Here is a 12074-nt window from a genome sequence, read left to right as displayed (position 1 = left end):
CTTCAGACACATTATCGACTGAAACGTCTGGTCGCTGAAGAATGCGAATGTCGCAACCGGTTCTTTGCTTTTCAACGCAACCTTATTGGTATTCGAGCTAGGTTTACCTCAGAAATATAACCTAGCCTGTTGATTTGCCACTAACAAATGTTCGATGACAGTATTGATAGCGTCACTGCTACTGTAGATGCCTACAACTCACGCGGGGAGGTGGAGTTCACTTTGTATGAAAACGGCACCGTTGGTGGCGAATCAGTAGGTACCTTTGAAGCACCAGAAGCAGGAGAACATTTCAAGAAGAATGTAGAAGATAATAAACCAATACCCAAGGAAGATTTTCACGCAGAAATGGCCGAGGGGGGTGAGATAACTCTTCTTGATGCTCGGATTGGCATGAAACGTCAGGGATTCCAGTGGAAAAATACCCAAATCACACAACTTCATCCCCGACGCCTACAAATTGACTCTCACAATAACGAACCTCTCATTGGTAGCAGTGTCACGGTTGAAATCGATTTGTTGAACGCTGAATATCTTCCTCAACCTCGATCAGAACCGCGAGACCGACCGATGTTAGAACGTGACTCTTGGCAGGTCAATATTGAACCAGTGAATAATCACAGGAATCGTATTGATCTTATTCAAGAACGCAAGCAACCGGTGCGAACGTCGAAGCTAATCGTTGAGCAGCATGATAATTGCCCGCCGAGGATCCATCTACAGCGCGCGTTAGAACGGATAGAGCCACTGATACGGTTGTTCGCGGTTTTACAAGGCGTTCTCCCCGCACCTATACGTGCGAGCATCACAACAATCGATGGGAGATCCCCATCGTGGCGATGTGAGTCATGGATTACAGATTATCGCCAAAGTGTCGGTTGCGCGCATACCGGGCATCCATTTCCGAATCGGAGTGAAGCTCGTGTATTGTTTAACGACGGGTATGAAACGTATTTAGACGAACTTGATGAGGAGACATTTAATCGTGCGATTAGTTGGTATATCGATGCGTTGATCTACGGACGAACGGTAGATGCCCGAATGGCGTCACTTGCATCTGGGATTGAACAGTTGGCTGAAGGTCATCGAGCTCGGGATAAGGAGAGTGGGAAAACAGCGCATAAAATAAAAAATCTTATTGACAAATTGGGGGTTGAGTTCGAGGATTTGGCGGAGTTCTCAGGAACGTTTACAGACGATGCTTTGGATGGTTCGGATCCGAATAGGATATCCGAGTATTTTTACTCTAAGTCAAGAAATTTTGTTCTTCACGGAGATGAAAAGGTTGATTCGCAGGAATTGAATCTTGACTATGAGGCGACCTTGTGGTTGTTCCGCCGGATTCTTGTACGACAATTCATCAAAGCCGAAAATTACGAGAATTTAGACACACTGAGTTGCCTATCACCGAACCGAACAAATGCCGGTTTTACTGACTGATGGAGGCTCTGCCTAGGGGATTCTTATTAAGACAACTTGTGTGTTACAGTGTTTGCCTGTGTTGACCGATCCGGTCTGATCGTATCTGGGGATAAATCTGTGTGAAATTTACGCGCTGTATTCAGCAAATCGTTGAGGACATATCACCGGTTGAGGATTTTAACAGAGCCAATTCGACACGTACGCACGACTCAGGATTGAGGAGGTAGGGTGTGTCAGTGGAGGTCAATATCGGTGGCCTCCTCCAGCCGCTCAACACGCTCGCGCAACTCTTCGAGGTCAGGATCCTCGGTTCGGGCGTCCTCCAGCGGGCGGATATCGGTGAGCGCGTCGTCGACGCGCTCGTTCTCGGCCTCGCCGGCGAGGTAGAGGTCGCGCCGATCTTGGTGGAGGCTCCGGAGCGTCGACTCGGCGATGCCGGTGTCGTCGGCGACGGTCGCGAACGAATCACCGCGGTCGACGCGGGCGAGAGCCTCACGGACGTGTAGGAACTCGGTGGGATCCACGCGGAGGTAGCCGTCCTCGACGACGAACCCTGCCGGCGGCCTCCCGGTCCACTTTCCGGCGGACTGTGCGGCGCGGACGCCCGACCGGATTCGCTGGAGTTTTTGCTGGTGTTCTATCTGGGCGAGGTCACCCATCAACCGAGCGACCATGCTGTATATCGTCTGCTGGAGTTCGCCGTCGTCGACGTGAATCTTCAGGCCAACGTCGAGGGCCTCGACGCCAGTGTCGTGTTCCAAGCAGTGTTGGATGAACTCGTGAATCTCAGTCGAGCCGAGGCGAGAGAGCCGGCTGATCTCGTGAACGACCACGAGATCGAACTCTCCACTCTCGACGTCGTCGAGGAGTTGGTTGTAGACCTCGCGAGTGTCGGTGTCGGCGGCGCCGGAGACGATCTCCGGATACTCCTCGACGTCTTTGACACCGAGACGCTCCAGATGTTCGCGCGCCTCGTCGAGCTGCCGAGACACGTCCTGATCCGATGTCGAGACCCGGGCGTAGATCGCCGCGGTCGTGGGTCCGTTTTCGCTCATGTTTTCGAGGACGTGCCACTGTCTTAAACAAGTGGGTGTTTTTGCGGTTCTATCTATACCACTACCTTCTCGACGCAGTTGAGATCAGTGTCCTGTACAGAGAGGTAGTGAAACAGTAGGAATACTCAGGTGTTGGTAGGTCGACCAGTGCAAGACTTGGAGGATAAATTCAGCACAGTTGCTGAAATCTATCGCTCATGAGGATTTCAACAAATCCCTTTTTATTTATCGACATCTGAGACTACTGCTCTAATTGGTCAGATGACCGAAAGTTATACCTTGTTCTCGGCTATAACTCGACAGACAGAGGCTACATACGTGACGATCACGGACGCGGACCGGGAAACCTTCCAGACCACCGTCGAGGAATTCCGCCCGCAAATTACTGAGGACATGTGCCTTCCCACAGCACTGAAAAACGTCCTCGACGAATTTGCCGACCGCCACAATTCCGATAGCCCGCTCAGCCTCAGCGACATCAACGACATCTGTGACTACCGGGCTGGCGGTGCCTCCACCTCCCGCAACGTCCCCGCGAAACTCGATCCAGAGATCGAAGACTACGGCATCGAAACCAAGATCATGTTCAACGCGACATTCGAGGATCTCGAAGCCATCATCGATGACAACGACCGCTCACTCCCCATCATCGAGCTGGACTCTACATACTTTGAGAGCGTCGACGGCTATGACCCCCGTGGCGGCGTCGACGGGTATCAGTGGGACCACGTCGTCATCCCGTTCACCGTCAACGACGAGACCGTGTTGTTCTACGATCCGTTCGAGGAGATCTTCCAGCGCTCTACCCGTATCGATTCCCCACCCACCCAAAGATCCAAAACCCAGTTCTACGAATGGTGGACAGCAGCATCCTCCCGTTGGACGATGTGGCTACAGCGAAGCGACCAACAAGTCCTTACAAACCCCCAGTTTAGACAGGAGGACGAGGAGTAATGGCCAGTACAAACGCAGGGCCCGGAAACCGCCTGAAATTCCACAGCTTCGAAGAGATCCGGCACGGCCGGGCGGAGACCGAGCTAAAGCACCGGTACGGCCGCGGCATCTACGTCAACGAGATCCACGAGACATCCAACGACGATCTGGTCATCTCGCTGGGCAACACCGTCCCGAAGGATGTCTCCGATTCACTTGAGCAGGACCGCGTCCTGCAGTTCATCAATATCCGAGATATCTACACGCTACGCGGAGAAGCCACCGGTGAGGGTGCGTATATCGTTAACCTCCCGGACCGCGATGATGTTCATGAAGGGTTCGTACAGCGCCGCCAGCAGATCATCGACCGGCTTGACTGGTCGATGGCAAAGGCAATCTACGAACACGTCTTCGAACTCACACCGGTGGAGAACCAGTTGAACGCGATCATCCAGCTGGTGCGGTGGGTACATGAAGAGGAATCGATCCCGCTGTCTCGGCTCAAGGATGCACAGGGCTCCGGGAACAGTGAGGAGTACGTTCAGGTCTTGTCCGATCTCGGGTTCTTGACTTTTGATGGTGAGATGGTAGCTGAAGGCGAGAAGATGCAGGAAACCCAGTTGCTCGAACTTGATAACGATCAGTACGTCAAGACGGTGATCGGGAACGTCGTCAAGGAGGGGTATAATGTCCTACAGGATCGCTTGGAACTGCGGATGCTGCGGCACTACCCGAAATTCTGTAATTCATACTATTACGATGCTCTTCAGCGCCAAGACCCGAGCCTACATCTAGACGTAGACGCGGTCACGCGGAACTACCAGCGCCAGTACGGTGAGGACATTGACCCCTTCGTGGTCAACGACAAGCTCAACGAGCTGGCAGAAACGGAAGTCATCCAGAAAGACGGCGAGTACGTTCAGTCAAATCCAGATGTCTACCGACAGGTCGCACAGGAATCTCCGGTAAGCTGAGAACACGCTACTGTTTGAGGCTGCGGTGCTCACAGTTCGGAATTAAACTATGTCTTGGAGTCCGCCTCATGGACCAGCATGGACTTGACCTGCGTATTCCAACTGGCCGGTGAACATGGCTACAAGTTAGTCCCCTTCTTCGTCGCCTTCCCAGTCGAACGAGATATCAGCTAGCTGGGTTTGATCGACGTCACTAAGCCGGTACTGCTCGTCGTACTCTTTGACGTACTCAACTTCGTCTTCATCTAGTCCGTACATCGGACCGAGAAGCTCGTCAGCCTTGTCAGCAATCGGTTTAACAGCCGAGATAGTGTCGAATGTCTCTCGAATGTTCCCGAGGAATCGGTGTTCCATCTCCTCCCAAAGTTCGTCGGCAATGTCGTGAATTTTCTCGCTTTCTTCCTCTAAGTCACTATCATCTGGGAATGGGAATGCGTCGATAGACTTCCAGTTCACATCACGCTCGTTCTCATAGACCATCCAGTACATGTAGAACAGAGAGGATTGGAGGAGGAGGAATGCTGTTTTTTGTTCAAGTGCCGAGTTGAAGTACATCGGCTTGAAGTCTCTTGATTGTTCACCTGATGGGTAGAGATCTTCAAGGAATGGGTTGATAAAGTAGGCTGGGTGGTAGCTTCTCCAAACGACATGAGAGGTGCTGTTTGAATCGTTCCGAGTCATCTTGTCCCGGAAAACGGTGTCAGAACTATTTTTCAGTTTTGTAAGGATATTCTTGACATCATCGTCGCCGATCTTGGGTAGACTGGAGTCCCCACCGCCGCCTATCTTATCGCCTAGCACAAGACCCTCAATTGGTTCGTACTCGATGTTATCGAAAACTTCCTTCCGGTTGTCCTCAGTAAATCTGAGGAATTTGCTGGTTTTGATCGACTTATCGTCTCCTCCATCAGTTTTCTCAGCGGTAATTATTCCTGTACGGGCTTGTGAACCCGCGAAAACTTGTGAGGGCCGTCGAGTAAAGCAAGCTACTTTTCCTTCAGCGAGGTTCCCCCTGATTACTTCACGTATGGTGGAAGCATTACCCTGGTAGGCAAACATCAGGGCCACAATATTGCCAAAGTAGCCGCCTTCATTCATAATCTGGATCTGCCGTTCAATGAACGGACCAACAACGTCGTTCACATTCTCAGTCTTGTATCCGGCAGTGAACCGCTTCTCTAAATCACTTTGAACGTCACCGTACGGAGGATTACCGACAACTAGATCAAACTCGACAGCGTAACCATTGCCGCTCTCTTTTTCTCGTGCTGCCTCTGGGAACCGGACAGGCCAGTGGAACGGTTCGTACGACAGATTCGGGTTATCAGGTTGAGAAGCAAACGATTCCAGTTTATCTATGTCGCTTTGGAGCGGCTGCCTCTCTACCTCAAAAAAGAACTCATCTCCAACAAATCTGGAGATTGAATCAGCTGTATTCAGATCGCCTTCTTCTAATTTCGCACTCTTCCCATATCGAGGTTCGACGTTGAATCCAGCATCTTCAAGCCCCTGTTTTGTATCGTCAGATAGTTCTTGATTGTCGCTCCGTCGGAGAGTGACCTTCTGAATAGACGGATACAGGCTGTCTAATCCATCGATTAGATCTTCCCAATCAGATTCAGACTCCACCACTTCTTCGATGTAGTGGTTCATCTGATCGAGGAAGTAGTCGTTTAGTTCGGGTCTCATCTCCTCGATACGACGGTCAAGTTCTCTACGAGAGATATTTCCTTGCCGGTACTGATTCCGGATATCACGGAAGCTGGAAAGATCCAGTTCGAATGAAGTTAACGCAGTCTGTCCTTCGCTGCGAGGTGGAAGCCCGATCAGCGAGTTACCCGGAACGATGTTAATGTCGATGTTTGGCAGTTCGCCGTAGTCCTGTTCCCAGCCCTCTTCCACCATTTTCAGCCATACTCGGAGTTTTGCAATTTCGATAGCGATCGGATTGATGTCGACGCCATAAATCGAGTTCAATACTAGCTCTTTCTTAGACTGGTAGACCTCGGCATCAGATAGATCATCCCCGTACAGGCCGCGGAGAAGCGACATCCGAATCCGGTGTATCTCGTCCATTACACCTGTCAAAAAGTGACCGGAACCACAAGCAGGGTCAACAACTTTCAATTCACCCAACCTCTGATAAGCCTCGTTTAATGCATTAGGATCGCTGAAGTACCCCTCTCGTTCTTCGATTTCCCGTAGCATTTCCCCGAGCTCATAGTCCCTAACAAGCTCTTGAGCTGTCTCCTCATCCACATTGGAACTCTCGGAGAGACGAGTACTGTAGGCGTCAACAAGGATCTCGTACGCCTTTGGATCAACAGTCTCCCTGTTAATCAACTGGATTACGTCGCTCGGGGTGTAGTATGCTCCCTCGTCTTTTTGGCTTTGACCACTGTTGATGTGGTTAATCGTCATCTCGAACACTTGGCCTAGAACAGAGGGATCGAGGCTGCCGTTATCCTGTTCAAGCTCAGACCCTTCGATAAGGTCCCGAACCACGGTAATTAGCATCGGGTCGTCGACGTCGTACTCCCGTTCCTGCTCTTCCGGTGCGAATAGATTCCCATTCAGGTACTCAACGTCGTCAAACCAGCCACCGCGATGCTTCGAGATCCGGTCGTCCTTCTCAGTATTAAACAGGGAGTAGAAAATCGGCTGAAGCTGAGTCTTGTACAGGCCGCCAGTAAGCTGGTCAACATCTTGTGCCTCTTGGTACTTCTCCACCCGCTCTGTGAGGAATCGCTCCGGAAGAACTTCGTTGTCCTCTAGGAATTTGACGAACAGCAGCCTATTCACCAGTTTGATAGCGAACTTCCGTTTGTCGCCCTCTGAAGCAGTTTCAGGGGCTTGGATATTGTCGATAAGAGTTGTATCGTAGTCGTAGTCGTTGGAACCTTCTCCGAATAAGATCTGGACGTACAGGTCGTAGAACTCCTCGATACCCGCCTGTTTCTCTCTACGGATTCTTTTCGGAGCTTCCTGAGTTAACAACTGGTTGAAGCTGTCGTGGCTGAATGTTTCATAGAACAGTTCAGCTTTTTCATCTACGTCTACCTCTGAGACACCGGTGTGCGAAATTGAGGTACGTTCGGAAGCTATTTTCAGCAGTTCCTGGCGGAAGTCGATTGGTGTCGGATCGATTCGATCGTAGTCAAGGTAGTCTCCACCGAGTTCGACGCGGATTACTGTCCAAGTGATCCCGTCCGTGGCGATACCGTATTCGGCTCCTTGGCTTGCTGCCCGGTTATTCAGGTAGGTCTCGATATCTTCGGCAGCGTCTTCGGATCCGTTGAGTTTCTTGTCCTCGCCAATTACCTTGACATCAAGGTTGGTAATTCCGAAGTCAGGATATCCTTCTCCTCCACCGTGGATCTCTGGCTCCCAGTAGAGATCGACTTCTTCGAGAAGCGGACGGATGAGGTGTCGGCGAATCCAAGGCTCGGGCTGACTTCCTAACTCTGCGGTGTTTGGACTGTAATCACCTTGTAGCGTCTCTTCCAGCTTTTGAGGGCCAAGGTGGTCGTCTAGATCGTCGACGAAATCCTCTAAGATAGAACGGACTTCATCCGGACCAGGCATGGATAACAGGTACGTTGACTGGTCGGGACTTAATCGCTTCCCCCTGAACATATTCATTTATGTGCTGCCGAAATATCGGCGTCAGAAGTCCACTTTCTCCCAGTCATTTTCGAATCTGCTCTGTTGAATCCGCAGAAGGAGTTGGGATCGGTCACTCTGTACTCGACTTAGGAGCGCTGTCGAGAAAAGTCAGAAATGGATTCTTGGAAGAGAAAGTGAAGATCGAAATCGCCAGGTGGATCGATCCAACTCCTCGACGACGAAGAGTGAGTTGATCGCCTCTTCAGAGATCATGATCGCCGTGCGGTCATCGAGTTTAACAGAGCAGCTCTTCACATTATTGTAGTCCGAGACAGCAGAGAGTCAATTGTGGTTGTGATTATTGCGCTAATTCCTCCCACTCGGTCCTACGACAGACCCGAAACAGGCGTTTTTTGTTCACACGACGTCCTCAATGCTGTCCATACCCTGCTTTTCACTATCTTGATGGGTATCCTTGGGACATGTCTGATCCGACAGCACCGGTATCGGGTCGTGATTGGTGACAATCGTCGTACTTCTCCTGTCGCTGGTCGAGTGGCGCGGCCGGAACGCGCTCGGATCGTGTGGAACTGGTACGGGAAGGTCAAGCCGTGAGGCTGACGACATGTTCACTCTTCACTGTTTTCGATGATCTCAATGATCTGCTCCGGGTAGAACGCGAAATTAACATTCAGCGGGCCTTCCTCTATCGAATGCGCGGGCGATTGCAGAGTCGATGAGTGAATTCCGAGGAAGTACCGCTGCGGTTGCTTATACACGACGGGCCCGCCATCCATCTGATCGATTATCGACGGTGTTGTGAAGATTGGGCTTCCGCTCATCCCGGAGTGCGTGTTCGCGTCTGTTGCGAACGCGAGATTCCCCATAAATCCGCCGCCGTAATGACTAGAGATCAGGGCACTCCGGATTATCGGCATGTAGTCGTTCGGTTCGATCACTGGGTACCCAACAATCATCGCTTCCTCACCTGCTGTTATCGGTCGTTCATCAGGGAGGAAGTTTGGCGGGCCGATCGGTTGATTGATGTAATCATCCAAATCGTCGTACAATTCGAGCACTGCCAGGTCGGGTTGCGGTTCAGCGGAGTGTTCCATCCATTGCCGCTCGCCGTCCTTCACTAAATCTAGTGGGCGGCTGATACGGAGCATCGGTGCGTCCGCGTTGTCTCGCAGGTAAATCCGGGCTTCCTCGGCTACGAATTCTTCTTCGCCGTCATCGTTCTCCTCAACGAAGACGTGCCGGTTCGTGACGAGATAGTCTGTCTTCTCGTCTTCCTGCTCGTATCGGAATAGTGTCCCTGTTGCGTGACCGCCGCCCGGTAGTTTGATCGGTGTGACGCACAGGAATAGCGAGTCTAAAGGGTTGTTCGGCATGCTCATGTTGTGTTCCGGTAGAGTAGGCCGGGTTATTGACGTTGGTGATACATCGAGTAAGACCCGGGAAGGCCCGTTAAACGACCGTGCCTCCTACCCGTAATCGTAACCGGGGTGGCCTGGTCACTGCGCATAAACAGTGAACGGTTGCTTCAACGCATCTGAGGCGAAAGAAAAAAGCTTCCGTCCTACATGGAATCTCTATATCGGTCACACCGCTGCTGACAGCAAGCAAGTAGCTGACAAAGCCGTTGCTGTATTGAATACCTGCTGCTAACCGTGATATAAAATCTAGACTAGAGGGGTTACAGCGGCCTTACTCGTCGTCGGAGGTGTCGCCGGGCCGTGTGTTGTCGGGGCTGTCTCCGCCCTTGAATGTCTCGTGGGATCCGAATTGTCCGAGGTCGGGGGCTTCACCGTCGCCGGAGGAGCCGCCGTCACCGGAGTTTCCTTCGTCGGTCATACTGTAAAGAGGAATAGTGTACCTACCACTAAAAGGATGACGCCGAGGATAAAAGCGAGCGAGCTGTCGACGCTCCGGCTCAGTATTCCGGTGACCGAAACGAGCAACGACGTCTACGAGAAACTGTCCGTCGCCGGCGACGCCGTCACCGGCTCGCCGACGGATATCTTGACCGCCGTCCAAGGGGCACTCGAAGCGCACGATCCGGATGTCCTGGTCTGCTCAACCAGCGAGATCATCCCGACTCTGTACGAGATGGCGACGGACGCAGGCGTCGACGACTTCTCGCTGAGTCGGTGGCCGGACGTCGACTACCAGCAGCTCGCGAGCCGGTCGACGTACTCGAGCTACGGCCGCGTCGGCCACTCGCCGGCGCGGTACAACGTGCCCGGCCGGGCGATCATCGACGAGTCGAACACGTTCTTCTACGGGGAGACGAACCTCGACGGCGTCCTCGACCTCGTGTCGCGCTCGAACAAGCCCGTCCAGGAGCTCGCGTGGGCGTCGATCGGGAACGTGCTGACGGCGATCCAGATTTGCGAGGCCCACGACCGCGGTGTCCTCGTCCCGTGGAACTCCTGGCGCCACGAGTTCTACAAGCCGATGGGGACGCTCCATGACGCCGACCGCGGCGGGTTCATCTTCGCCCCCGAGGCCGGCCTCCACGAGAACGTCCACGAACTCGACTTCTCCTCGTTGTACCCGAACATCATCTGTACCAGAAACATCTCACCGGACGTCATCCGGTGTGACTGCCACAGCGACCGCGACGATGTCCCCGGCCTCGGGTACTCGATCTGCGACGACCGGGGCTACCTCGTCGACGTGCTACAGCCGATCATCGACGCTCGCGACGAGATCAAGGCGGCCATCCGTCGCGAGAAGGAACGGGACGACCCCGACAAGGACCGGCTGGCGGAGCTCGAGGGACGGTCGGGAGCGCTGAAGTGGATCCTCGTCGCCTGCTTCGGCTATCAAGGGTTCAGCAACGCGAAGTTCGGCCGCATCGAGTGCCACGAGGCGATCAACGCGTTCGCTCGCGAAATTCTGCTGACGGCGAAACAGCGGCTTGAAGCGGGCGGCTGGCGAGTCGTCCACGGCATCGTCGACTCCATCTGGGTGACGCCGGACCCCGACGTCGACGACGAGGACCGCGAGAACCTCGAGACGCTCGCGACGGAGATCACGGGACGTGTCGAGATTCGGCTCGAACACGAAGCTCAGTACGACTGGGTGGCGTTCGTGCCGCAGCGCGAGAGCGACGCCGGCGCGTTGACGAAGTACTTCGGGAAGGTCGCCGGCGACGACGACTTCAAGATCAGAGGCATCGAAGCGCGGCAGCGCTCGACCCCGCCGTTCATCGAGGACGTCCAGCGGGACTGCCTCGACCGGCTCGATGCCACGCGGTCACCGGACGCAGTGCTCGGACGTCTCGAACGAGCAATCGACGAACTGCAGGCGGGCAACGTAGCAGTAGAGCGGCTCGTCGAGCGGAACCGTGTCTCCAAGCCCCTGGAAGGCTACTCACAGAATACCCAGAACGTGGCCGCCTTGAAGCGAGCCCGCGAGCAGGAACTGGCAGTCCACCCGGGCCAGGACATCGAGTACGTAGTCGTCGACGACGAGAAATTCTCGCGAGACCGGGTCGCCCTCGCCCACGAAGCGATCGAGACCTACGACGCCTCGTACTACGAGACGCAGCTAGTTCGAGCGGTCGAGAGCATACTGGCACCTCTTGACTGGGATCGGAACGACATCCGACGAGAACTCAACGGAACACATGTAGTCGGTATCACGGACTGGACCTGACGAACCCCCTCCCCCCTTTTTCGAGTTGTAAACTCGTGACGCCGGGGAGGGGGTGAACAGCAAGAGGGACTGCAAAACAGCCGATTGTGGTGGATATACGCGATAGAGAGGCTGAGTGTCTAATCTTCTAACTTGCGATTAGATATGCGAAAGTTTATATCACACGTTACCTTACCATAACCGCACTAGGGATAAGAAAATATATCGTCTAGCTCAGCTAGACGATTGATGTCTCGGGATGTAGAGGACGACTTCATCCCATTCGTGGTTCTCATTCCGTGTATTATCGCGTCTCAACACCTCTACACCAATTTTAGTTACCTCACCTCTCGTTACACTACGTCTTGGATGGCCTGTTCCCCCGCGACTTACAACTCGAAAAAGGGGGGAGGGGGTGAAACATTCGAGATCACCAAAG

At 53.3% G+C, this 12074-nt stretch carries 8 protein-coding genes; 4 read left to right on the top strand and 4 right to left on the bottom strand.

Annotated features, from left to right (window positions below; all coding sequences use genetic code 11):
• The first annotated feature begins 147 nt into the window (after positions 1 to 147).
• Positions 148 to 1440 carry a hypothetical protein gene (locus ACZ5YD_RS00040; protein ID WP_379739639.1) on the top strand — a complete coding sequence of 431 codons (1293 nt, stop codon included), beginning with the start codon at positions 148 to 150 and terminating at the stop codon, positions 1438 to 1440.
• A gap of 215 nt (positions 1441 to 1655) precedes the next feature.
• Here the strand turns inward: ACZ5YD_RS00040 and ACZ5YD_RS00035 are convergent, their stop codons facing one another.
• The gene (locus ACZ5YD_RS00035) at positions 1656 to 2477 is read right to left on the bottom strand and encodes a recombinase family protein (RefSeq protein WP_379739644.1); all 822 of its coding nucleotides are present in this window, start codon (positions 2475 to 2477) and stop codon (positions 1656 to 1658) included.
• A 318-nt stretch (positions 2478 to 2795) separates the two neighbouring features.
• Here ACZ5YD_RS00035 and ACZ5YD_RS00030 point away from each other — a divergent pair, with 318 nt between their 5' ends.
• Positions 2796 to 3431 (top strand): hypothetical protein, encoded by a 636-nt coding sequence (locus tag ACZ5YD_RS00030; protein ID WP_379739647.1) that lies wholly within the window; start codon positions 2796 to 2798, stop codon positions 3429 to 3431.
• Positions 3431 to 4384 carry a hypothetical protein gene (locus ACZ5YD_RS00025; RefSeq protein WP_379739650.1) on the top strand — a complete coding sequence of 318 codons (954 nt, stop codon included), beginning with the start codon at positions 3431 to 3433 and terminating at the stop codon, positions 4382 to 4384. The genes ACZ5YD_RS00030 and ACZ5YD_RS00025 overlap by 1 nt, the downstream gene beginning before the upstream one ends.
• A gap of 126 nt (positions 4385 to 4510) precedes the next feature.
• Here ACZ5YD_RS00025 and ACZ5YD_RS00020 read toward each other — a convergent pair whose 3' ends face one another.
• The 3 genes from ACZ5YD_RS00020 to ACZ5YD_RS00010 all read right to left on the bottom strand — a co-directional run bounded on the left by ACZ5YD_RS00020 (position 4511) and on the right by ACZ5YD_RS00010 (position 9847).
• Positions 4511 to 7969 (bottom strand): Eco57I restriction-modification methylase domain-containing protein, encoded by a 3459-nt coding sequence (locus ACZ5YD_RS00020; protein WP_379739653.1) that lies wholly within the window; start codon positions 7967 to 7969, stop codon positions 4511 to 4513.
• Between the two features lie 650 nt (positions 7970 to 8619).
• On the bottom strand, positions 8620 to 9390 hold the full coding sequence (locus ACZ5YD_RS00015) for a S1 family peptidase (RefSeq protein WP_379739656.1): 771 nt from the start codon (positions 9388 to 9390) through the stop codon (positions 8620 to 8622).
• 310 nt (positions 9391 to 9700) lie between these two features.
• Positions 9701 to 9847, bottom strand: a complete 147-nt coding sequence (locus ACZ5YD_RS00010; RefSeq protein WP_006629034.1) for a hypothetical protein — start codon at positions 9845 to 9847, stop codon at positions 9701 to 9703.
• Positions 9848 to 9883: 36 nt separating this feature from the next.
• Between ACZ5YD_RS00010 and ACZ5YD_RS00005 the strand changes: the two genes are divergently transcribed.
• Positions 9884 to 11656, top strand: coding sequence for a type B DNA-directed DNA polymerase (locus tag ACZ5YD_RS00005; RefSeq protein ID WP_379739660.1), 1773 nt, complete (start codon positions 9884 to 9886; stop codon positions 11654 to 11656).
• The last annotated feature ends 418 nt before the right edge of the window (positions 11657 to 12074 follow it).

The sequence above is a fragment of the Halopenitus salinus genome (assembly GCF_055397165.1).
This window is presented reverse-complemented; position numbering and strand designations above follow the sequence as displayed.

Bases quoted from the DNA above. Each gene is read 5' to 3' on its own strand.
- ACZ5YD_RS00040 (WP_379739639.1), top strand. From the start codon at position 148: ATGTTCGATGACAGTATTGATAGCGTCACTGCTACTGTAGATGCCTAC.
- ACZ5YD_RS00035 (WP_379739644.1), bottom strand. From the start codon at position 2,477: ATGAGCGAAAACGGACCCACGACCGCGGCGATCTACGCCCGGGTCTCG.
- ACZ5YD_RS00025 (WP_379739650.1), top strand. From the start codon at position 3,431: ATGGCCAGTACAAACGCAGGGCCCGGAAACCGCCTGAAATTCCACAGC.
- ACZ5YD_RS00020 (WP_379739653.1), bottom strand. From the start codon at position 7,969: ATGCCTGGTCCGGATGAAGTCCGTTCTATCTTAGAGGATTTCGTCGAC.
- ACZ5YD_RS00015 (WP_379739656.1), bottom strand. From the start codon at position 9,390: ATGAGCATGCCGAACAACCCTTTAGACTCGCTATTCCTGTGCGTCACA.
- ACZ5YD_RS00010 (WP_006629034.1), bottom strand. From the start codon at position 9,847: ATGACCGACGAAGGAAACTCCGGTGACGGCGGCTCCTCCGGCGACGGT.
- ACZ5YD_RS00005 (WP_379739660.1), top strand. From the start codon at position 9,884: ATGACGCCGAGGATAAAAGCGAGCGAGCTGTCGACGCTCCGGCTCAGT.